Source organism: Glycocaulis sp. (assembly GCF_050485565.1).
Taxonomy (GTDB): Bacteria; Pseudomonadota; Alphaproteobacteria; order Caulobacterales; family Maricaulaceae; genus Glycocaulis.
The window spans coordinates 241937-262584 of record NZ_JBJHBQ010000001.1 but is presented as its reverse complement, the minus strand read 5'-3'; the positions used below and the strand labels follow the sequence as shown (position 1 = coordinate 262584).

Annotated in this window: 19 protein-coding genes; 11 read left to right on the top strand and 8 right to left on the bottom strand. The window is 64.1% G+C overall.

What is annotated here, in order from left to right:
* The first annotated feature begins 165 nt into the window (after positions 1-165).
* A complete protein-coding gene (locus ACQ5ID_RS01155; protein ID WP_429910824.1) occupies positions 166-957 on the top strand; it encodes a formylglycine-generating enzyme family protein in 792 nt (263 codons plus the stop codon).
* Here ACQ5ID_RS01155 and ACQ5ID_RS01150 read toward each other — a convergent pair whose 3' ends face one another.
* Positions 958-2715 carry a sulfatase-like hydrolase/transferase gene (locus tag ACQ5ID_RS01150; RefSeq protein ID WP_429910644.1) on the bottom strand — a complete coding sequence of 586 codons (1758 nt, stop codon included), beginning with the start codon at positions 2713-2715 and terminating at the stop codon, positions 958-960.
* Positions 2696-4357 carry a sulfatase gene (locus tag ACQ5ID_RS01145; protein WP_429910643.1) on the bottom strand — a complete coding sequence of 554 codons (1662 nt, stop codon included), beginning with the start codon at positions 4355-4357 and terminating at the stop codon, positions 2696-2698. Before ACQ5ID_RS01145 ends, ACQ5ID_RS01150 begins: the two co-directional genes overlap by 20 nt.
* Before the next feature lie 104 nt (positions 4358-4461).
* Here ACQ5ID_RS01145 and ACQ5ID_RS01140 point away from each other — a divergent pair, with 104 nt between their 5' ends.
* Genes ACQ5ID_RS01140 through ACQ5ID_RS01125 form a run of 4 tightly spaced genes read left to right on the top strand, consistent with a single transcriptional unit; the run spans position 4462 to position 8111 of the window.
* Positions 4462-5133 (top strand): TetR/AcrR family transcriptional regulator, encoded by a 672-nt coding sequence (locus ACQ5ID_RS01140; RefSeq protein WP_429910642.1) that lies wholly within the window; start codon positions 4462-4464, stop codon positions 5131-5133.
* A 30-nt stretch (positions 5134-5163) separates the two neighbouring features.
* Positions 5164-6198 (top strand): glutathione S-transferase N-terminal domain-containing protein, encoded by a 1035-nt coding sequence (locus tag ACQ5ID_RS01135; RefSeq protein ID WP_429910641.1) that lies wholly within the window; start codon positions 5164-5166, stop codon positions 6196-6198.
* A gap of 3 nt (positions 6199-6201) precedes the next feature.
* Complete coding sequence (locus ACQ5ID_RS01130; protein ID WP_429910640.1) at positions 6202-6864, top strand: glutathione S-transferase family protein; 663 nt, start codon at positions 6202-6204, stop codon at positions 6862-6864.
* Positions 6861-8111 carry a DsbA family protein gene (locus tag ACQ5ID_RS01125; protein ID WP_429910639.1) on the top strand — a complete coding sequence of 417 codons (1251 nt, stop codon included), beginning with the start codon at positions 6861-6863 and terminating at the stop codon, positions 8109-8111. The genes ACQ5ID_RS01130 and ACQ5ID_RS01125 overlap by 4 nt, the downstream gene beginning before the upstream one ends.
* A 79-nt stretch (positions 8112-8190) precedes the next feature.
* Here the strand turns inward: ACQ5ID_RS01125 and ACQ5ID_RS01120 are convergent, their stop codons facing one another.
* The 3 genes from ACQ5ID_RS01120 to ACQ5ID_RS01110 all read right to left on the bottom strand — a co-directional run bounded on the left by ACQ5ID_RS01120 (position 8191) and on the right by ACQ5ID_RS01110 (position 9780).
* Entirely contained in the window at positions 8191-9204 is a 1014-nt protein-coding gene (locus tag ACQ5ID_RS01120) for a GDP-mannose 4,6-dehydratase (protein WP_429910638.1), read from the bottom strand.
* A gap of 68 nt (positions 9205-9272) precedes the next feature.
* Positions 9273-9545, bottom strand: a complete 273-nt coding sequence (locus ACQ5ID_RS01115; RefSeq protein ID WP_429910637.1) for a hypothetical protein — start codon at positions 9543-9545, stop codon at positions 9273-9275.
* 46 nt (positions 9546-9591) lie between these two features.
* Positions 9592-9780, bottom strand: coding sequence for a DUF3008 family protein (locus ACQ5ID_RS01110; protein ID WP_429910636.1), 189 nt, complete (start codon positions 9778-9780; stop codon positions 9592-9594).
* Positions 9781-9974: 194 nt separating this feature from the next.
* Between ACQ5ID_RS01110 and ACQ5ID_RS01105 the strand changes: the two genes are divergently transcribed.
* A complete protein-coding gene (locus tag ACQ5ID_RS01105; protein WP_429910635.1) occupies positions 9975-10736 on the top strand; it encodes a cytochrome c oxidase assembly protein in 762 nt (253 codons plus the stop codon).
* A complete protein-coding gene (locus tag ACQ5ID_RS01100) occupies positions 10733-11263 on the top strand; it encodes a CopD family protein (RefSeq protein WP_429910634.1) in 531 nt (176 codons plus the stop codon). The genes ACQ5ID_RS01105 and ACQ5ID_RS01100 overlap by 4 nt, the downstream gene beginning before the upstream one ends.
* Here ACQ5ID_RS01100 and ACQ5ID_RS01095 read toward each other — a convergent pair.
* Positions 11185-11748, bottom strand: coding sequence for a DUF2231 domain-containing protein (locus ACQ5ID_RS01095; protein WP_429910633.1), 564 nt, complete (start codon positions 11746-11748; stop codon positions 11185-11187). The genes ACQ5ID_RS01100 and ACQ5ID_RS01095 overlap by 79 nt on opposite strands.
* Here ACQ5ID_RS01095 and coxB point away from each other — a divergent pair.
* The 3 genes from coxB to ACQ5ID_RS01080 are packed head-to-tail and all read left to right on the top strand — an operon-like array spanning position 11734 to position 15277.
* Positions 11734-12423: a cytochrome c oxidase subunit II gene (gene coxB / locus ACQ5ID_RS01090; protein ID WP_429910632.1), complete on the top strand. Its 690-nt coding sequence runs from the start codon at positions 11734-11736 to the stop codon at positions 12421-12423. The genes ACQ5ID_RS01095 and coxB overlap by 15 nt on opposite strands.
* The gene (gene ctaD, locus ACQ5ID_RS01085; RefSeq protein ID WP_429910631.1) at positions 12420-14921 is read left to right on the top strand and encodes a cytochrome c oxidase subunit I; all 2502 of its coding nucleotides are present in this window, start codon (positions 12420-12422) and stop codon (positions 14919-14921) included. Before coxB ends, ctaD begins: the two co-directional genes overlap by 4 nt.
* Positions 14918-15277 (top strand): hypothetical protein, encoded by a 360-nt coding sequence (locus ACQ5ID_RS01080; RefSeq protein WP_429910630.1) that lies wholly within the window; start codon positions 14918-14920, stop codon positions 15275-15277. Before ctaD ends, ACQ5ID_RS01080 begins: the two co-directional genes overlap by 4 nt.
* Positions 15278-15376: 99 nt before the next feature.
* Here the strand turns inward: ACQ5ID_RS01080 and ACQ5ID_RS01075 are convergent, their stop codons facing one another.
* Positions 15377-16711 (bottom strand): ferredoxin reductase family protein, encoded by a 1335-nt coding sequence (locus ACQ5ID_RS01075; RefSeq protein WP_429910629.1) that lies wholly within the window; start codon positions 16709-16711, stop codon positions 15377-15379.
* Positions 16712-16838: 127 nt separating this feature from the next.
* Here ACQ5ID_RS01075 and ACQ5ID_RS01070 point away from each other — a divergent pair, with 127 nt between their 5' ends.
* Complete coding sequence (locus ACQ5ID_RS01070; RefSeq protein ID WP_429910628.1) at positions 16839-19067, top strand: acyl-CoA dehydrogenase; 2229 nt, start codon at positions 16839-16841, stop codon at positions 19065-19067.
* Between the two features lie 63 nt (positions 19068-19130).
* Here the strand turns inward: ACQ5ID_RS01070 and ACQ5ID_RS01065 are convergent, their stop codons facing one another.
* Positions 19131-20648, bottom strand: a complete 1518-nt coding sequence (locus ACQ5ID_RS01065; protein WP_429910627.1) for a serine hydrolase domain-containing protein — start codon at positions 20646-20648, stop codon at positions 19131-19133.

Here is a 20648-nt window from a genome sequence, read left to right as displayed (position 1 = left end):
TGGCTGGCGGGTGATGAGGGAATTTTTCACATGAAGAACAAGGGGCTGGGTCTGGCGGTGGTGCTGGCCGGGATGGCGGGCCTTGCAGCCTGCGGCGGCAGTGAAACATCCATCGAAGCCTGTCTGCCGCTGACCCTGCCCGACCCGGACGCGCCCTCATCGGGCATGGTGTGGGTGCCACCCGGAACGGTCCAGATGGGATCGGAGGATTTCTTCCCAGAGGAACGCCCGGTGCGCAGCGCGCAAGTGGACGGTTTCTGGGTCGGTGTTCACGAGGTCACTAATGGCGAGTTCGCTGCCTTCGTGGAGGCGACGGGCTATGTGACGCTGGCTGAGCGCGAAGGACCGGATGCGGGCGGGGGCGGGGTGTTCGGCCCCGGCGTGCAGGTGCGCGACTGGTCGGACATTCGCACCTGGTGGCGGTTTGATCCGCGCGCGAGCTGGCGTCATCCGCAAGGGCGCTCCAGCACGATTGAGGGCCGGGATAGCTGGCCGGTGGTCCAGATCGCCTATGAGGATGCGCTGGCCTATGCGCGCTGGCGCGGCCACGACCTGCCCGGCGAGGCCGAATGGGAGCATGCCGCGCGCGGCGGCATTGATGGTGCGCCCTATGTCTGGGGCGATGAAATGCGCCCGGACGGGGCCTATATGGCCAATCACTGGCAGGGCGTGTTTCCGGTGGAAGATAGCGGCGCGGACGGTCATGCCGGCCTTGCGCCCGTGGGCTGCTATGCGCCCAACGGGTACGGGCTCTACGACATGGCGGGCAATGTCTGGGAATGGACGCACGATGAGTGGGAGCAGCCGGGTTTCCGCGTCATCAAGGGCGGGTCATTCCTGTGCTCGGACAGCTATTGCCATCGCTACCGCCCGGCGGCGCGCCAGCCCGGCGATGAGCGCTTCTCCACCGAGCATCTGGGTTTTCGCACGGTCTGGCGCGGACCAGCGCCAGGCTGATCAGCGCTGGCGGGTGAGCACCAGAATGAGGCCGCCCCCCAGCAGCATCACGAAAAGAAGCCCGATACCGGCGAGCATCAGCCCGTGCTGGTCCAGGAAGGCTTTCCAGCCCAGCGCCGCGATGCGCTCGGCCGCATTGAAGCCCTCTGGCACCGGGATCACACCCACACGCGCCTCATAGGCGGCATAAGCCTCCATCATCGACGCCAGAACCTCAGGCTCGGAATCTGCAAGATCGTTAGCCTCACCCGGATCAATGGCCAGGTTGAAAAGCCGCCATTGCTCGTCCCCGTAAGGCGGCAGGCTGCGTACCAGCTTCCAGTCCCCGCGCCAGAGAGCGGACATGCCCGACATTTCAAGGCCCACCGCATCGTCCGGGCCATAGATCGTGTCTGCCTGCCCGCTAAGGACCGGCATCAGCGAACGGCCCGTTATCGGCTCGCGTCCCGAAAGCGGGCGGGTGCCGGCTATGTCCAGCAGGGTCGGGGCGATATCGGTGACGAAGCTGAAACCGGAGACCAGGCCGCGTGTCTCCACGCCCGGCCCTGCGACGATGAGGGGTACGCGCAAGCCCCCTTCGCCTGCGTGAAACTTGAACAGGGAGAGCGGCGAGGCAGAGGCCGTCGCCCATTCCGGGCCGATAAAGGCATAGGTGCGCCGCTTGCCCAGATCGTCCACGTCAAGCGAATAGCCCTGCATGGCGAGCCACATGCCAAAAGCCCAGTTATCGGTGGGATGATTGTATTCCGGGCCATTGTCAGACAGCACGATGACCAGCGTGTTCTCCAGCCTGCCTTGCGCGTCCAGCCAGCCCAGAAGCCGTCCGATATGGTGGTCAGCCGCTTCCAGCATGCCGGCGGCAACCTCGCGGCTGGCAATGGCAAACTCGCGCTCGCGCCGGGACAGCCCCTCCCAGTCGCGCATTCCTTGCGGCTGCTCTGCCAGCTGCGTACTTTCAGGCACCAGCCCGCGCGCGATGGCGGCGCTGCGGCGTTCCTCGCGCAGCACGTCCCAGCCCTCGTCATAGCGGCCTGCATAGCGCTCGGTGAATTCGCGTGGGGCCTGCAGGGGGATGTGGTTGGCCTGTAGCGACAGCACGGCCAGGAAGGGGCGGTTCACGTCCCGGTCATCGATATAGGCGATCAGCCGGTCGGTCAGAAACTCGGACGAATAGAAATTGTCGGGCAGTTCGTGGACGGGTTCGAAATCCTCCCACCATTCGGCGTGGGTATAGTGGGGCAGATAGGTGCGGTGTTCCCAGTTATCGGCGCCAGAGGAGTCCAGGATGAAGCTGCGGTCAAAGCCGCGCGCTGCCGGGAGGGAGGTTGATGATCGGCCCAGATGCCATTTGCCGGTGATGAAGGACTGGTAGCCTGCGGCCTGCAAATGCTCGGCGATCGTGGCGACAGCGGTATTGAGCTCACCCTCATGGCCGGGCTGGCCCTGATATTCCGGGATGACAAGGTGTTCGAGCGTGGGAATGCCGGTGCGGTGACTGTCCGCGCCGGTCATCAGCATGGCGCGCGTCGGCGCGCAGGTGGGCGCGACGTGAAAATTGGTGAACTGCGCGCCGCGCTCGGCGAGAGCATCCATGTGCGGCGTTGCTATCTCGCTGCCATAGGCGCCCAGATCGGTGAACCCGATATCATCGAGAATAACGAGCAATATGTTGGGCCGCTCATCGCCGGACGCCGGTGCGCTGAGCACAACTGCAAGGCAAAGCGCACCAAGGGTGCGCCTAATTGGGCCAGTAGACATATTCATCATCCTCGCTCTCCGGCCGGCCCAGTGGCTGGTCGATACTGACGGGCATTTCGACGGCGGACGGCCAGAGTGGCGCGCTTTGCGTGGCACCATGCGCGTCCAGCAGCGCGATCAGACCGGCCACGCGCTCCGGCTCGGCGGCGGAGAGGTCGTTGCGCTCTTCCGGGTCACTGGACAGGTCAAACAGCCAGACCCGGTTGGGGCGCTCTGTGCGTTGCAGCTTCCAGCCCTGATGGATCACCGCTTCATAATGGCCGCTGCGCCAGAACAGTGTCTCGTGCGGCTCGCCGTCCATCTCGCCGGTCAGGAAGGGCGTCAGGTCCACCCCGTCGATTATCCGGTCTGAAGGGATGGCTGCGCCGCCAATGGCGGCGAGCGTCGGCGCAAAATCGATATGCTGGGCAAGACCTGCCATTTCGCTGCCCGGCTCGATGACACCCGGCCAGCTGACAAAGGTCGGCACGCGGATGCCGCCACCGAAGAAGGTCGCCTTCCAGCCCCGATAGGGCGCGTTGATGTCAGGCAGGCCGATATAGTGCGCGCCGCCATTATCGGAGGTGAAGACGATGATCGTGTTGTCCGCAATGGCGTTGTCTTCCAGCGCGTCCAGCACCTCGCCAATGCCCCGGTCCAGTGCGCGGATCATCGCCGCATAGACACGAAGCGGGTGGTCCTCGATATGGGCGAGGGCGTCATAATCCTCACGTGTCGCTTGCAGGGGCGAATGGGGCGCCCAGTGCGCCAGATAGAGGAAGAAGGGCCGGTTGCGGTTGGCCTCGATGGCTTCCACCGCCTCGCGGGTGAAATAGTCGGTGAGATAACCGTCCGGCGCAAAGCGTGCCGAATTGTTATGCGTCACGGCGGCCCGGCCAATCGCCCAGTAAACCTGATCGATGGGATCGAAATCCTGCCGGGCCTCCACCATATCGGGCGAACCGGCGGGCGCGTAGAGCAACCCGGCCAGCTCCAGGCTTTCATCAAAGCCCTGGCTGAGCGCATCGGATCCGTTCGTATTGCCCAGATGCCATTTGCCGATATGCACGGTGTGATAGCCCGCACCCGACAGCATTTCGGCAATCGTCACCTCGTCGGCGGGCAGGCCCATATCGGCAAATTCGGGTATCTCGCCTTCCACCTCGCGGGTCAGGAAGGGGCGCCGGTCGGTCTGCCCGCGTTCGATATGCCCGATGATTTGCGTCATGCCGGGCGGGGTAGGGGTGAACTCAAAACCGATACGGGTGGGATAGCGTCCGGTCATCAGCGCCGCGCGGCTGGGCGCGCATGTGCCGCTGGCGGCATAGGTATTGGTCAGCTGAACGCCCTCGCGGGCAATGCGGTCGATATTGGGCGTGGGTACGCTCCCGCCCGCCACCCCGCCATGCAGGGTGATGTCATTCCATCCCAGATCATCGGCAACGATGAGAATGATATTGGGGGCGCGCTCACCCTCCGGCGCGTCTGCCGGTCCGCGCTGCCACTCCACCGCGCGATTGGGTCCTATCGGGTTGCGGATGTCCTGCACCAGACCCGGCAGATAGATGAAATAGCGGTCGAACGCCCAGAAGCCTGCCGCCGCCAGCACGGCAAGCGCCGCGCCTGCGGCCAGCATGATCCGGCCAGAAGTGCTGTTGAACACCGGTGCCGCCTCCCCGTTTTTACCGGCTTGCCTCGTCGTGCAAGCTCATTAATATACACTTGTAAAAATATTAGCGGCTCCTGTCCAACGGAATCTGAAACGCGATGCCTGACCTGCCCGCAAAACCGTCTGCCGCGCCCGTCCGTCCAGGCCGTCCGGCCAAGATTGCGCCGGACGAGCAGCGCCGCCGGATTCTCGATGCGGCGGCGGCCCGCTTTGCCCGCCACGGGTTCGAGGGCGCGTCCTTGCGCGATATCGCCGCCGATGCCGGGCTCGCCCACGCCGTGATCCGCCACATGTTCGGTAGCAAGGCAGATCTGTGGGATGCGGCGGCAGCAGACCTGTTTGGCCAGATGAATGAAGCGATGGTGCAGGCGCTGGCCAATGTGGACATGAACAACCCGCGCGCCCGCATGGAGGCGCAGGTGCGCGCCACCGTGCTGACGGCCTCGCGCATTCCCTGGCTGGCGGCGTTTGTCATGCAGGCAGGGCTGGCGGGCGGGGAGCGCTATGAGAGGCTGGTCGAGCAGCATTTGCGCCCGGCCTGGGCCTTCACGCTGGAGCCCTTCTTCCAGCTTAAGGAGGCAGGGCGCGCGCACGCCTTCGATCCGCATTTCCTCTTCATGCTGTCGACCAATGCGGCCATCGGACCCTTCGCGCAAAGCGCCAATGCGCGCGCGCTGGCCGGCATGGAATTGTCGGATCCGGATACGGCAGAGCGCTATGCCGATGTCCTGATTGCGGTGCTCAAACACGGCGCGCTGCGCCAGCCATGATAACGATATAGCGGGGAGTGAAATGCCGTGATGCCGGGTGAGTATATCGTCTACGGAGCCGACCCGTCCTACTTCACCCGCAAGGTGGAAGCGGCGCTGCGCTATATGCGCATTCCCCATGCAGCGCGGCCGAAATCGCCCGATGTCAGCGCCCGGCTGGAAGCGCGCTCGGGCACGCATCTGATCCCGGTGGTGGAAACGCCCGAAGGGTGGGTGATCCACGATTCCACCTACATTATCGAGCTGCTGCAGGCGCGCTTTCCCGCCCATCCGGTAATCCCGGCAAGCCCGGTGCAGCATATCGCCTGCCGCTTGATGGATGACTGGATCGATGAATGGTTCACGCGCGCCGCGCTGCACCTGCGCTGGATCGATGATGAGGATGCCGCCATCTGCGCGCGCAAGATCGCCATGGATATGGGCGGCGGCACGCATGAGCGTCCGCTGACGGCGCAGGAGGAAGAGCAGGTTGCCGCCACAGCCGCCTTCATCCAGCCCTGGGGCCGCAAGGCGATGACGGTGATGGGGGCGGGGCCGGAATATCAGGAGGATCTGCGCGCCGAGTTTGCGAGCTTCCTGCAGCAATGTGCCGACCTTCTCGGCAAGGATGGCGGCCTGTTCGGCCAGCGCCTCTCCATGGCTGATCTGGGTCTGCTGGGCGCCATGAAGGCGCACTTCGCCGCTGATGATTACGCCCGCAATTTCGTTGCCGGTGCCGCTCCGGCCATGCTGGACTGGACGGCTGCCGCATGGGAGCGGCGTGATGAGGGGGAGGACTGGCTGGCGGGTGATGCACTGCCTGATGGCATGTCCGGTCTCTTCAGGCTGATGGCTGGCGGGTTTGTGCCTTACATGATCGCCAACCGGGCGGCGCTCAAAGCCGGTGAGAAATCGTCCTGGTTCACGATCTCCAGCGGGCAGGAGGTGCGGATGATCACCCGCAAGCCGGTGGAGGACACCCGCCTTGCCACCAAGGCCGCGATTGATGCCCTTCCCGAAACGGGTCGCAAAAAAGTGCGCGAGCTGCTGGGCGATCATGGCCTCCTTCGCGTCTACGAGGATTAGGCCATGCTGGAGCTTTACACCGCACCGACGCCCAATGGCTGGAAAATCTCCATCGCACTGGAGGAGCTGGGCCTGCCCTATCAGCTGCACGTGCTCCAGCTTCTCAAAGGCGAGCAGAAAAGCCCGGACTATCTGAAAATCAATCCCAATGGCCGTATCCCGGCGCTGGTCGATTCTGATGAGGGCGGGCGGGCGATATTCGAGTCCGGCGCCATCCTGATGCATCTGGCCGAAAAGACCGGAAAACTCCTGCCGGACGATGCGCAGGGCCGCTCGCGCGCCATCCAGTGGCTGTTCTGGCAGGTCGGCGGGCTGGGGCCGATGCAGGGCCAGGCCAATGTCTTCTTCCGCTATCTGCCGGAGAAAATCCCGCTAGCGATCGAGCGCTATCAGGGCGAGACACGCCGCCATTACGAGGTGATGAATACGCGCCTCGCCGAGGCCCCTTATCTGGCGGGCGATGAATATTCCATCGCCGACATTGCCTGTTTCCCTTGGGTGTTTGGCCATTTCTGGGCCGGTGTGAAGCTGGACGGGCTTGACCATCTGCTGGACTGGAAAGCCCGGCTGGAGCAGCGCCCGGCGGTTCTGAAAGGTCTCTCCATCCCGCCTTTGCCAGACCTCTCAAAGCTCCAGAAGGCCGGGCAGGAGCTGGTAAAGCCATGAAGACGCTCGTCCCGCAGATCGTCACCAGCCCCACACTGCGCTCAGCCCGGCGCGGCCTGGCGGCGGTGCGGCGGCGGCTCAATCTCTCGCGGCCTGTGGTGCGCTATTTCCATCAGGTGGATGATCCCTACTCGGCGCTCGCCGCGCGCGCCCTGCCGCATCTCGAAGCCGTCTGGGGCGCAAGAGTGATCCCCTATATCGTGCCGCCGCCGGACGCGGCGGCTGCGCCCGATGCGCAACGTCTGGCTGGCTGGTCCCTGCGCGATGCGGCCACGCTTGCAGAAGGGCTGGGGATGGAGGCGAGCTTCACCACTCCGCCACCGCCAGAGCTGGTGACGCGCGCGCAGGCCGCACTGGCGGGGACCAGCGACCCGGCGGTGTTCTCAGCCATTTCCAGCGCCATTGAGCGCGCATTCAGAACCGGCAAGGCGTCTGCCATTCCGCTGTCTGACAGCGATGCCCGCGCGGCATTGGCGCGCGGGGCAAGGGCGCGGCGCGGGCATTATCTCGGCGGCATGTTCCAGTTTGAGGGCGAGTGGTATTGGGGGCTCGACCGTCTGCCCTATCTCGAAGACCGGCTGGCGCGCATCCGGCCCGGCGGGGCGCGCTTTACCGAAAGGCGAGAGGTGGGTCTGGAGGCGCAAAAAGCGCCTGCCGGAACACTGATCGAGGCGTTCGTGTCCCTGCGCAGCCCCTACACCTATATCGCGACACCGCGTCTGAGAGCGCTGAGCGAGGCGACGGGGGCGGAGCTGCGCTTGCGCCCCGTCCTGCCCATGGTGATGCGCGGCCTGCCGGTGCCGCTGGCAAAACGTCTCTACATCATGCGCGATACCAAGCGGGAGGCAGAGCGCCTCGGCCTGCCCTTCGGCAAGGTGTCAGACCCGGTGGGCGCACCGGTCGAGCGCGGCCTTGCGGTGCTGTTCGCCGCCATGGATCAGGGCAAGGGGGCCGACTTCCTCTATTCCTTCCTGCGCGGCGTGTTCGCTGAAGGCATTGATGCCGGCAGCGATCAGGGCCTTGAAAAGCTCTCCCGGCGCGCCGGCATCCCGGCAGCGGCCATGCACGCGGCACTGGCGGATGAAAGCTGGCGGGAGAAGGCTGAAGCCAATCGCGCTGCCATGCTGGAGGCGGGCCTGTGGGGCGTGCCGAGCTTCCGCGTGAACAATCTTCCCGCCCATTGGGGGCAGGACCGGCTCTGGGCGGTGGAAGAGGATTTGCGCGCTCTGGCAGGCTATTCGAACTGAGCGGATCAGATAGACACTCCAAAATTTGTTTTTACGCGCAATTTTTCCGAAAACCGGTTCCCACTTTTCGGATTGCGCTCTAGCGCCCGTAATACTCGCGGAACCAGCTGACGAATTTGGCTATGCCGTCGCGGAACTCGGTCTGCGGGCGATAGCCGGTCAGGCTCTGCAACAGGCTGGCATCGGCCCAGGTGGCGGGCACATCGCCAGGCTGCATATCCATGTAATTGCGGATCGCCTTCACCCCCAGCTCCGCCTCGATAATATCAACAAAATCCGCCAGCTTCACCTTGGTGGAGTTGCCGATATTGACGATGCGGAAGGGCGCAGCGGGGCTAAGAGAGTCCCCCGGTGCGATGTCTGCGCTGCTCGCCGGGCGCACCGGCACCGCGTCCATCAAAAGCCGGATGCCGCGCACCAGATCCTCCACATAAGTGAAGTCCCGGTACATCTCGCCATGATTATAGATGTCGATGGGCCGGCCCGCGAGGATGGCATCGGCAAACTTGAAGGGTGCCAGATCAGGACGCATCCATGGGCCGTAGACCGTGAAGAAGCGGAACATGGTCGTCGGCAGATCCCACAGATGGGCGTAGGAATGGGCCATCACCTCATTGGCCTTTTTCGTCGCCGCATACATGGTCAGCGGCGTGTCGGCCTTGTCGGTTTCCTTGAATGGCATCTCCTCGTTCGCGCCATAGGCCGAGGAGGTCGACGCCATGAGAAGATGGGAGACCTTTAGCTCGCGCGCGATCTCCATCACGTTGAACGTGCCGACAATATTGGCCTCGATATAGGCGCGCGGGTTCTCAAGGCTGTAGCGCACGCCTGCCTGCGCGGCGAGGTGGACGATCACGTCCGGGGCAAAATCGCGCGCGGCCTGAAACAGGCTATCGGCGTCCTCCAGCAGGGCTTCGGTTTTGCTGAAGCCCGGCATGCCTTCCAGAATGCGGTGGCGGGCCTGTTTCAGGGTGACGTCGTAGTAATCGGTCAGAGCGTCATAGCCGTGAACCTGATGACCCTCTTCCAGCAGCAGGCGCGCCAGATGAAAGCCGATAAAGCCCGCTGTACCGGTGATGAGAACGCGCTTCATGGTCAGGGCAGGTCTCCCGCAAAATCCTGCCCGACCTTATGCGCGGTAGCGTGCGGGAGGTAAAGCGCTCAGCCGGGGTTCTGGGAGTCTTCCGCGTCTGTACGCCTGAGCGGTCTGGAGAAGCGCTCTGGCACCTTGTCCTCCATCTTCTTCATCCAGCGGTCAAACTTCGGATTATTTTCCCGCCGGCGCTGCAGCCAGTCGCGCGCGGTCTGTGACGTTGCCACGATCATCGCCAGACCGATGGGGATGAGGACGATACCCAGCGGGATCGGCGACCATGACAGCGCGAGGCCAACAATCACCGCCAGAATACCGAGTATCTTGATAAAAATGGACATTTGAACTCCATTGCCGTGGAGGGCCTTCAGGCAGGTAACGGTCCCGTCAGGACCGCTCCACCTTTTCCGGCTTGCCCTTGCGCGGCGTGGCGGCCAGCTCTTTGAGCTCTTTCTCGCTCATGGTGTCGGCCATCTCTTTCGAGGCGCCTTTCAGCTCGCTTTGCTTCGCCTCGCCGCGCTTGGCAGCTAGCGCAGCGCCTGCGGCTTTCTGCTGGGCCTTGGATTTTGCGGGCATGATGATCATCCTTCCTGTCCGGGTATGGCCGCGACCAGCCAATACCCGGACAACAGGTCTGGGCGGTATTCGTTCCGGTCCGGCCGCTGCGAGCAGGTCTGGAACCATCAGGCCCGGCGCGGGTTGTTCTTGCATGCGCAAACCGGGCAGGAGGGCGGGATGCTCCTAACCCAACGGTCATTCGGGACGGTAATATGACCCTCATGGTGAGCGGTCAGTCAGCCGCCTATTGCGGTCCGCCAGCCCGGCCTGATGGCCTCTGGTCGGCCTGGAATGGTGATCCCTGGCTGATCGCGGCCCTGCTTGTCCTTGCTGTTGCAGGCGGCGTGCTGGCGGTGCGGCGCGGGGCAGAGGCGGGCCTTCGCAACCCCGCGCTCCTTGGCGCGTGGCTGCTGGCCTTCGCGCTGTTTGTCACCCCGCTCTGCGCGATGGCCGTTGCGCTCTTCTCCGTGCGCGCGGTCAGCCACCTTCTTCTCGTGGCCGTACTGGCGCCCTTGCTGGCCTATGGACTTGGAGGAAAGCGCCTGACCGGCGGACTGACCACTGCCAGCATTGTGCACGCCGTGATCTTCTGGTTCTGGCATGCGCCCTCGCCTTACACGGCGGCGCTGAGCCATGATGGCGTGTACTGGTTGATGCAGCTGACCTTGCTGACCAGCGGCGTCTGGTTCTGGCGTGCGCTGATGGCGCGCCGGAGCGATATTGCAGCCAGTGCTGGCACGCTGGCCGGGTTTGCCGCGCAGATGGGGCTGCTGGGCGCGCTGATCGGCTTCGCCCCTGATCCGCTTTATGCGCCGCACGCGGTGACAACGGCGGCGTGGGGCCTCACCGCGCTGGAGGACCAGCAGCTGGCGGGCCTTATCATGTGGGTGCCGGGCGTACTGCCCTATCTCATCGCGCTGGGGCTGGCCGTGACTGCGGCCCTTGGCGAGGGCGAGCGGGGCCGGGCAAAATGATGCTGATCACGCTCAAATCGCTCCACATCGTGGCGATAGCGGTGTGGGCTGGCGGGCTGATCGCGCTGCCGGCGCTTCTGCGCCGCGATGACGAGATGTCCAGCAGGGCCGCTATCGTTCGCCTGCACCACTTTTCCCGCTTTGCCTATGACGCGCTGGTCTCGCCGGCTGCGATTATCGCCATTGCCACGGGCACGGGCCTGATCTTTTTCGTCGTCGCTGATGACTGGCTGTTTCTCAAACTGCTGGCGGTTGCGGGCATGATGGGTGTCCACATGCTCATCGGGCGCGTGCTCGACCAGCTGGAATCGCCCGATGCCCGCCCGACCAGCTGGAAACGCGCGGCGCTTCTCGTGGGCGCGATTGTGACTATTCTGGCTGTTCTGGCACTGGTGCTGGGCCGCCCCTCCATCCCCGAAAGCTGGATGCCCGGCTGGCTGCTTGAAGGTCAGGGGGCGGAATTGCCGCTCGTGTCCGACGGGGGCAGCGCCGGATCCTCTTCCTCTGGCAGGGAGACACCGACCTGATGTTCAAACACCAGCTTGCCGCCATGCCATCCGGCAATCGCCACCAGACCCAGAGCCAGCCAGCTGAGCATCAGCCCCCAGGGCAGGATGGCGTCTGCGCCCTGTTGCAGGCGCAGCGACCAGCTGGCGGCCATCACGCCCAGCAGCACCATGGCGGCAACGGCATGGCTCCAGGCCGCGGCGCGGCGGCGCACGCCCGGCACCAGCAGCAGCTCGGCGGCTCCGGCCAGTGCAGCCAGACAGCCCATGGCAAAGCCGCCACCACTGGCCCACAGCGCCGCGCGCGCCCAGAACAGATCACCCGTCCACCAGAAGGCGACATCGCAGAATGCCAGCGCGAACGTGCCGGCAATCGGGAAAGCGACCAGCATGGCGTGGATGGGATGGCCGGCCAGCGCGATACGGCTGTCGAGGTCATGATAGGCCGGGTCGGCGGCAGAGGGATTGTGAAACACGTCGTCCTTGCGTGTATGCGTGCTCGCCATGGCGTGTTTCCCCTGCTGCTGGCCCCTGCGCTCATCGGGTGCGAAGGCGCTCTGTCTACGCTCGATCCCGCCGGACCCGCTGCACAGTCCATTGCAGGCGTGTGGTGGGTGATGATGGCAGGATCACTGCTGATCCTTGGCCTTATGATGGGCCTCATCCTGTGGCCCTTCTTCAAACGGCATCAGCCGCGCGAGGTTCCCGAAAAGCTGTGGCTGTGGGGCGGGGGGCTCGGTTTTCCGCTGGTGGTGCTCGCTGCGCTTCTGGCCTGGGGACTGCCTGCCGGGCAATCCATGCTGGCAGGGCGCGGGGCGCAAGTCTACACGGTGGAGGCCGAAGCCTTCCAGTGGGGCTGGAATTTCCGCTATCCCGACCGCGAAGGCATCACGCCGGAGGTGCTGCACATCCCGGCCGGCGAGCCGGTGGATGTGGCCATTACCTCGCTCGATGTCATCCACGCCTTCTGGGTGCCGCGCCTTGCCGGCAAGGTCGACGCGATACCCGGTACCACCAATCGGCTGCGGATTCTCGCCTCCGAGCCGGGTGTCTATGAGGGCATGTGCGCGGAGTTCTGCGGGCTGGAGCACGCCACCATGCGCTTTCAGGTCGTCGCGCATGCACCCGATGAATTTGAGGCAGCACTGACGGCAGAACTCGCTGGGCAGGGTCAGCCATGAGCGCAAACACACCCGTCGGCCTGCACCGCGCGCTGGACGCCGTATGGCGCGCGCCGAAAGGGATCGCCGCGCTGTCGGCGGTCAATCACACGGTTGTAGGCCGGCGCTTCATCATCACGGCCTTCATCTATTTCGCGATTGGCGGGCTCCTGGCCATGCTGATCCGCGCCCAGCTCGCCCGGCCCGAAAATCCCTTCCTCGGCGCGGATGCCTACAACCAGATTTTCACCATGCACGGCACGGTGATGATGTTCCTGTTCGCGATACCTCTGATCGAGGGGGTGGCGCTCTATCTCCTGCCGAAAATCCTCGGCGCGCGTGATCTCGCCTATCCGCGCCTCTCCGCCTTCGGCTACTGGTGCTATCTCTTTGGCGCGACAATCATCCTCGTATCCATGCTGATGGGTGTCGCGCCCGATAGCGGCTGGTTCATGTACACCCCGCTCTCCTCGGCCACCTACACGCCGGGCATCAATGCCGATGTCTGGCTGTTGGGCGTCACCTTCGTGGAAATTTCCGCCATCTGTGCGGCGGTCGAGATCGTGGTCACGATCCTGAAAGTGCGCACCGCAGGCATGGCGCTCTCGCGCATGCCGCTCATGGCCTGGTATCTGCTGGTCACCGCCGCGATGATGCTCATCGCCTTCCCGCCGCTCATTCTTGGCAGCGTGCTTCTGGAGATCGAGCGCGCCTTCAACTGGCCTTTCTTCGATGCGGAGCGCGGCGGCGCGCCGCTGCTGTGGCAGCACCTGTTCTGGCTCTTTGGCCACCCTGAGGTGTATATCATCTTCCTGCCAGCCGCCGGGGCAGTCTCCACCCTCATACCCGTCTTCGCGCGCACGAAAATCGTCGGCTATGCGTGGATCGTGGCGGCCATCATCGCGCTGGCATTCTTGAGCTTCGGGCTGTGGGTCCACCACATGTTTACGGTAGGGATACCGCATCTGGCGCTCGCCTTCTTCTCCGCGGCTTCCATGCTGGTGGCGGTGCCGACGGCGGTGCAGGTGTTTGCCTGGATCGCCACCCTGATGCGCGGGCGTCCGCAGATGACCCTGCCCATGCTCTACCTGATGGGTTTTTTCTCGGTCTTCATCCTCGGCGGGCTGACCGGCGTGATGCTGGCTCTGGTGCCGTTCAACTGGCAGGCTCATGACACTCATTTCGTGGTTGCGCATCTCCATTACGTGCTGATCGGCGGCTTCGTGTTTCCGATGCTGGCAGCCGCCTATTACTGGCTGCCACTGATGACGGGGCGATTGCCCGTCTTTCAGGTGTCGAAAGCCGCCTTCTGGCTGATTTTCCTCGGCTTCCACGGCACTTTCCTCATCATGCACTTTACCGGGCTGCTGGGCATGCCGCGCCGCGTCTTCACCTATGAAGGCGGGCTCGGCTGGGATCTGCCCAATCTCATCTCCTCGGTTGGCGGGTTCGTGATGACGGCGGGCTTTGCGCTCTTTGTGGTCGATATCGTGCTGCAGACCCGCTTCGGGCGGCGCTTCCGCCGTAACCCGTGGGGCGGGACGGGGCTGGACTGGGCCATGCCCACCCCTGCGCCGAGCTATAACTTCGCTTCCCTGCCGCTCATCACCAGCCGTGACCCGCTGGAAGACAATGAGCGCCTTGGCGCGGATATCGCCGCCGGTAAAGGATACCTCCCCGGCGCACCCAGAGGCGAGATGGAGACGCTGTGCGTCGATATGGCAACGGGTGAGCCGGAGCACGTGCTGATCTTCCCGAAGAATGACTACACGCCCTTTCTCATGGCTTCGGGGCTGGCCGTGTTCTTCGTGTCTTTCCTGTTCAGCGCCTACTGGTTCTCGCTGGTGGGTGTGGTGCTTGCGGCCGTGTTCGGGTGGCGCTGGCTGTGGTCGCTGGGCGCGAAGTCTGATCCTGAACCCGTCGATGCCGGACATGGCCTCAGCCTGCCCGTGCATTATGTCGTCAGCTCGGTGCCGACCCTGCTGGGCCTGAAATACTTCCTTGCCGCCAATGCGGCCTTCTTCGGCTCGCTGGTCTTTGGCTATCTCTTCCTTTGGACGACCGCGCCGGACTGGCCGCCGCCGGAGTTTCTGGGCACCAGCCAGGCACTGGTGGCCGCTATCGCCATCGGCCTCACAGCCGCCTCCGGTTTTGCCTTCAATGCCAGACGCGCCAATCAGGCGGGCAGGGCGGGTGCGCGCATCATCCATCTGGCCGGGTCGCTCCTCGCGAGCCTTGTAGCGCTCGCCGCCCTGATTGCGCTGGCTGTTTTTGACGCCCCGGCCCCGACGAGCCATGCCTATGCGGCGGTGACCATGGCGGTCATCGGCTATGTCATGCTGCACGTATTGCTGGGGATATTGTTCACGGCCTATGCGCTGGCGCGGTGCAAGTCCGGATTCGTCTCGGCCATGCGCTCAGCCGATATGCGCGGTACGACCATCTGGCAGCTCTACACCGCCATTACGGGTCTCGGCGCGCTCGCCCTTATCACTCTGGCACCGGGAGGCATGGGATGAGCGGAGCGCTTCGCAAGGTGCGCGGGCCGGACCTCATCTGGCTTGTTGCGGGCTTCACCGTCTGGGCCGCAGGCTTTTCGGTGCTCTATGGGCTGCATGCGGTCGGGTGCCGGGCGGGATGGGAGGAGGCGGCAATTGCAGGGCTGTCGGCCAACCGCATCCTTCTGCTGGCCTTATATCTTGGCCATGTCGCGCTGGGCGCGGCGCTCTGGTTTCCGCTGGACCGGATTGCCCGGCGCTGGGAAGGGCCGGCGGCTGATACCGCGCGCCGGGTGGCGGTGATGGTGACGATAGCGGCGGTCATCTCCACGCTGTGGACGGGCGCGCCGGTGCTCTTCCTTGAAGCGTGCGTCTAGCTGTTCACGAGCCAGGCAAAACCCGCCGCCAGCCCGACGGTAAAACCAATCAGCGCGATGGCGATGGTGAGGGCGAGTATGGGTCTCATGCGCTGCCTCCTAGACCAGATCGAAGATTTCAGAATCGATGGCCGTCAGCGGTACGCCCATCGCGAGCAGGTTTGATTTTGCCGCATCGGTCAGCGGGCCGGGACCGCACAGGAAGTGTGGCCAGTCGCGCGTCTCTTCGGGTAAGTGATCGGCCAGTATCATCCGGTCGATAAAGCCGGTTTCGCCCTCCCAGCCGTCCGGCGGGTTCTCCAGCACATGGACCACTTTGAGGTTCAGCTTCTCCTCCAGCTCCGCCAGCTCGTGGCGGAAATGGGCGTTCTCCCAGTCCTTGTTGCCGTAAATGAGGATGACAGGGCGCGGATCATTGCGCTCCTCCATGGCGTGGATATTGCTCATCATCGGCGTAATGCCGACCCCGCCGGCGATCATCACGAAGCCCTTGGCCTCCGGGTCATTGTCGATGGAGAACGCACCATAGGGGCCGTCAAGATAGGCTTTGGCTCCCGGTTTGGTATGCACCGCCCACTCACTGAAATCGCCCAGCGGCTTGATGGAGAGCGTCACCTTCGGGCCATGCTCTGGCGGGGTGGAGATGGTGAAGGGATGCTCCTTCAGGGCGAAGGGAGATGCGCCGAGCGTCAGCCAGACAAACTGGCCGGGCTTCCAGTTCTTCAGACCCCTGCCCATGGGTTCGAGCACGAGGGAATGCACCCCGCCCTCGCGCGGAATATTCTCCGCGATTCGCCACGGATTGCGCCACAGGCGGAAGGGCCGGATCGCCCGCGTCCATACCATCAGGCCAATCCAGCTGACCGCGACGCCCAGCCAGAGGATGCGCTTGTCGGCCTCGGCGGTGAAATGGCCAACGCCGATAATGTGGGTCACGGCTGCGCCAAACGCGATCATGGCCAGCGTGATATGGCCATAGCGCCAGAACTCGTAGGGGATGCGCAGCGTCTTGCGGAATTCCGACGTGATGACCAGCAGCACGAACGCGCCAAGCGCAATACGTCCCATGGTCAGCTCCCACTCTGCGGTCAGCGGGTTCAGATCGCCCAGCGCATCCTCAAACCAGATGTAGAGAATGGCGAAATGGCCGAGCATCAGCGCCACCGCGCCAATCGCGAAATAGCGGTGGAACAGATAGACGATATCGATGCCATAGGGCCGGGTGATCGGCTGGAAGCGGGCGGTGAGTACGAATTGCAGGCCCGTGGCTGCCAGCGCGCCAAAGCCCAGCCCCATGGAGAAATCCCACATGAAGCTGGTGCCGCTGGCGCGTTCGCCTGTCAGCAGCACGATAAAGGGCAGGGCGAGCGCGAGCGCCGCCAGAGCGATCCAGGCAATGGCCCGCAAGGACGAACGGGGCAGATTGACAGTCATCACGTGGGAACGCGTGAGACCTCGACGCGTTGCAAGGAGAAGGCTTCACCTTGCGCGCACCGGTCCGGTGACGGGTCAGCAACAGTGTGTGAGCTGCCCTGAGACGCCCGATGAATGGAGTTTTCTCATGTCACGATGGCGCCGGAAGCTGATCAGCAAACCCCTCATGCGCTGGTATGCAGGCGTCATGCCCGAAATGTCGGACACCGAAGCGGAGGCCATCGAGGCCGGCACGGTGTGGTGGGATGCCCAGATCATGTCGGGCCGGCCGGACTGGGCCTATTTGCGCGCGCTGGAGACCGGAAAGCTCACCGAGGCCGAGCAGGCGTTTATTGACGGTCCCCTCCAGGAATTATGCGCCCTGCTGGATGACTGGCAGATCGAGAGCGAGCTGCACGACCTGCCCCGTCCGGTCTGGGACATGATGATCCGCGAGGGCTTCCTGGCGATGATCATTCCCACCGAATATGGCGGGAAGGGCTTCTCGGCGCTGGCCCATTCAGAGGTGGTGCGCACGATTGCCACGCGCTCCATCACGGCGGCTGTCACCGTGATGGTGCCCAACTCGCTGGGGCCCGGCGAATTGCTGATGCTCTACGGGACGGATGAGCAGAAAGCCCACTATCTGCCGCGCCTTGCCAGCGGAGAGGATATTCCCTGTTTTGCCCTGACCGGCATCGAGGCCGGGTCGGACGCCGGTGCCATGACCGATACCGGCGTGGTGGTCGAACGCGAGATCGACGGCGAACGCGTGTTGGGCATCGAGATCAACTGCGACAAGCGCTACATCACACTGGCACCTGTGGCGACGATTGCGGGTCTTGCCTTCCGCCTGCGTGATCCGGACGGTTTGCTGGGCGGCGAGGAAGAGCTTGGCATCACGCTCGCGCTGGTTTCCACCGACACGCCGGGTCTTGATACCGGGCGGCGTCATATCCCGTCCGGACTGGCCTTCCAGAACGGGCCGGTGCGCGGCAAGAACGTGTTCGTGCCGATGGATCATGTGCTGGGCGGACCCGATCATATCGGTAAAGGCTGGCGAATGCTCACCGGCGCGCTGGCTGCCGGGCGGGGTATTTCCCTGCCCTCGATGAGCTGCGCCGCTGCCGCCCTGTCCGCGCATTCGTGCGGTGCCTACGCCCGGATACGCGAGCAGTTCGGCCTCTCAATCGGCAATTTTGAAGGCGTGCGTGAACCGCTCGCGCGCATCGCCGCCTCTGCCTATCTGATCGATGCTGCGCGCAAGCTGACGGCTGCCGGAATTGACAAGGGCGAAAAGCCTGCCGTCGTGTCTGCGATCATGAAATGTCATGCCACCGAGCGCCTGCGTCAGGCGGTCAATGATGCGATGGATATTCATGGCGGCAAGCTGGTCATGGAGGGGCCGCGCAATTATCTCGCGACGGCCTATAACTCCCTTCCGGTGGCGATCACGGTGGAAGGCGCGAACATCCTCACGCGCAGCCTGATCATTTTCGGCCAAGGCGCGATACGCTGCCACCCCTACCTGCTCGACGAGATGGAGGCGGTGCGTAACCCTGACAGGGAAGAGGGGCTCAAAGCCTTCGATCATGCGGTGTTTGCCCATATCTGGCACGACATCAGGAACTTCACCCGCTCCTTCGCGCACGGCCTGACATTTGGCCGGTTTGCGCATGCACCAGAAGGCGCTGGCGAGCTTGCGCCCTATTACCGTCAACTCACCCATGCCTCGGCGCGCCTTGCCGTGATCTCGGAGATGGCGCTGGGTGTTCTGGGCGGCGCGCTGAAACGCAAGGAGGCGCTGTCCGGCCGTCTGGGCGACATACTCTCGGAAATCTATCTACTGTCGGCGGTGCTCAAGCGGTTCGAGGCGGAAGGAGCGCAGGCGGCTGACAAGCCCCTGCTCGATTACTGCTTTGAAGACGGACTCTATCGTATCCAGCAGCGCCTGCGCGAGGTGATCCGTCACTTTCCGGGCTTGCACTGGCGCATCCTGCTAAGATTGTTTCTGTGCCCGCTGGGGCAGCACAGGCGGCCTGTTTCAGATGCGGTGATGAATGCGGCGGCGCAGTGCATGCTGGAGCCGGGCGGCGCCCGCGACCGGCTGACGCGCGGCGTCTATATCGGCGAAGGCGATGACCCGCTCGCCGTTCTGGAACGGGCCTTTGCCGCCATCATCCGGCGCGATGAGCTGCTGAAAAAGCTGAAAGAGACAAAGACAGAGCTGGATGAGGCCGTCTCGAAGGGTGTCCTCACCAGCAGCGAGCTTAACGAGATCAGGGGTGCTGAAGCACTCATCCGCGAGGCGCTGCTGACCGATGATTTTGATGCGCAGGCCGTGGCCGCGGCGAGCGGAGCAGACCGGAGCGCGTAAGAGGAACAAGGGCGGAGCCAGACCTGACCCCGCCCTTGCCTGTCGCTCTCCCGTCAGTGTGGGTCAGCGCGCCGCGCCGTCCTCCTCGTCACTGTCTTCAAGCGGGCCGGCATAGTGCCAGTTCATGAAGGGCTGGCTGGCGAATGAGAGCCGCCATGCGCCCGGCTCGCCATAAAACTCCACCCGGTCAAAGGGTCCGCCTTCGCGCAGGCCCGTTACCTGCTCAAACAGTCCCGACTGGATCTGCTCGAAATACTGCGTCTGGCCGATTGCCGTGATGGTGATGGCGTTGGAGCCAACAGCTTCCACCTCCGCATGCATCAGCGGGTGCGGCTCGGCCGAATGATCGCGCCGGTTGACGAGGTAGCGCCCTGCAAACTGCTCCGCCTCGGCCGCTTCGCTCCAGCGCGGCGCAGGCGCTTGCGGGAAGAGCCGCCCGGTGATCGCGGCGCTCAGCTCGCCTTGCGCCGGGCGTCCGGCAGGGGCCGCCACGATGGAGAGGAAAACGCCAGTGCCGGTTTCCGGTGAAAGGATCATGTTGGAGCGGAAATCGCGCATCGCCCCGGCATGGCCGATAAGACGCGGCCCTTCCTCGCGATAGATCAGATAGCCGTGCGCCATGCCGGGCAGGCGCGGCGCATTGGCAATCGAGTTGGTTTCCAGCAATGCCACCAGCTCTTCAGAGAGGATACGCGTCCCGTCCAGTGCGCCATTATTCAGCATGGCGATCATGAAGCGCGCCATGTCCGGCCCGCTGACCGTGGCCGATCCGGCAGGCATCACCATGGAATAATAGTCAAATGACCGGGCGGTATAGCGCCCGTTCTCGAGATCGTGGCCGAGCGCGATGCGATCCGCCAACCCGGCAGGCAAAGGCTCTCGGAAGGTCGAGGAGGTCATGCCGAGCGGCGCGAAGATGTGGTTGTCCACATATTCGGCGAAATGCTCGCCCGTCACCTGCTCCACGATATAGCCCGCCAGCGATGTACCCCAGTTGGAATAGGCCACTTCCACGCCCGGCGCGGTGACGCGCTGCGGGACATTATTGCGCGTCCATTCGGCGTGATCGACCAGCTCTTCCACGTTCGTCGTCGTAAACCCGCCAATATCGCTCATGCCCGGCGTGTGCTGGAACAGGTCGCGCACGGTAATCGGCTGGCCGTCAAAGGGCTCGATCTCGAAATCGATATGATCGTTCACATCGTCGTCCAGCGAGACATGGCCCTGCTCGATCAGCTGTGCCAGCGCGATCCAGGTGAACATTTTCGAGATGGAGCCGGGCCGGAAAAGCGTGCTCTCGCCATCGACCGGAATACGGTTTTCGACATCGACAAATCCGTAGCCCCGGCTCATCACTACTTCGCCCTGATGGACCACCGTGACCAGAGCGCCCGACACCTCGCGCGAAGCGATCTGCTGGGCCATCACGCCGTCAATGAAGGCGGGCAGGGTGTCCAGCGCTTCCTCGTTGAAGCTGGCAGCAGACGGGGCTGGCTGGGCCATCGCCGGAGCCAGCGCCGCCGGTGTCATGGCCAGCGCGGCGGCTGATGTCGCCATCAGCAGGGTACGGATTGCGGTCAT

Excerpts from the sequence above, each read along its gene's own strand:
- ACQ5ID_RS01155 (WP_429910824.1), top strand. The coding sequence starts at position 166 with ATGGTGTGGGTGCCACCCGGAACGGTCCAGATGGGATCGGAGGATTTC.
- ACQ5ID_RS01150 (WP_429910644.1), bottom strand. The coding sequence starts at position 2,715 with ATGTCTACTGGCCCAATTAGGCGCACCCTTGGTGCGCTTTGCCTTGCA.
- ACQ5ID_RS01140 (WP_429910642.1), top strand. The coding sequence starts at position 4,462 with ATGCCTGACCTGCCCGCAAAACCGTCTGCCGCGCCCGTCCGTCCAGGC.
- ACQ5ID_RS01135 (WP_429910641.1), top strand. The coding sequence starts at position 5,164 with ATGCCGGGTGAGTATATCGTCTACGGAGCCGACCCGTCCTACTTCACC.
- ACQ5ID_RS01130 (WP_429910640.1), top strand. The coding sequence starts at position 6,202 with ATGCTGGAGCTTTACACCGCACCGACGCCCAATGGCTGGAAAATCTCC.
- ACQ5ID_RS01125 (WP_429910639.1), top strand. The coding sequence starts at position 6,861 with ATGAAGACGCTCGTCCCGCAGATCGTCACCAGCCCCACACTGCGCTCA.
- ACQ5ID_RS01120 (WP_429910638.1), bottom strand. The coding sequence starts at position 9,204 with ATGAAGCGCGTTCTCATCACCGGTACAGCGGGCTTTATCGGCTTTCAT.
- ACQ5ID_RS01115 (WP_429910637.1), bottom strand. The coding sequence starts at position 9,545 with ATGTCCATTTTTATCAAGATACTCGGTATTCTGGCGGTGATTGTTGGC.
- ACQ5ID_RS01110 (WP_429910636.1), bottom strand. The coding sequence starts at position 9,780 with ATGCCCGCAAAATCCAAGGCCCAGCAGAAAGCCGCAGGCGCTGCGCTA.
- ACQ5ID_RS01105 (WP_429910635.1), top strand. The coding sequence starts at position 9,975 with ATGACCCTCATGGTGAGCGGTCAGTCAGCCGCCTATTGCGGTCCGCCA.
- ACQ5ID_RS01100 (WP_429910634.1), top strand. The coding sequence starts at position 10,733 with ATGATGCTGATCACGCTCAAATCGCTCCACATCGTGGCGATAGCGGTG.
- coxB (WP_429910632.1), top strand. The coding sequence starts at position 11,734 with ATGCGTGCTCGCCATGGCGTGTTTCCCCTGCTGCTGGCCCCTGCGCTC.
- ACQ5ID_RS01095 (WP_429910633.1), bottom strand. The coding sequence starts at position 11,748 with ATGGCGAGCACGCATACACGCAAGGACGACGTGTTTCACAATCCCTCT.
- ctaD (WP_429910631.1), top strand. The coding sequence starts at position 12,420 with ATGAGCGCAAACACACCCGTCGGCCTGCACCGCGCGCTGGACGCCGTA.
- ACQ5ID_RS01080 (WP_429910630.1), top strand. The coding sequence starts at position 14,918 with ATGAGCGGAGCGCTTCGCAAGGTGCGCGGGCCGGACCTCATCTGGCTT.
- ACQ5ID_RS01075 (WP_429910629.1), bottom strand. The coding sequence starts at position 16,711 with ATGACTGTCAATCTGCCCCGTTCGTCCTTGCGGGCCATTGCCTGGATC.
- ACQ5ID_RS01070 (WP_429910628.1), top strand. The coding sequence starts at position 16,839 with ATGTCACGATGGCGCCGGAAGCTGATCAGCAAACCCCTCATGCGCTGG.
- ACQ5ID_RS01065 (WP_429910627.1), bottom strand. The coding sequence starts at position 20,648 with ATGACCGCAATCCGTACCCTGCTGATGGCGACATCAGCCGCCGCGCTG.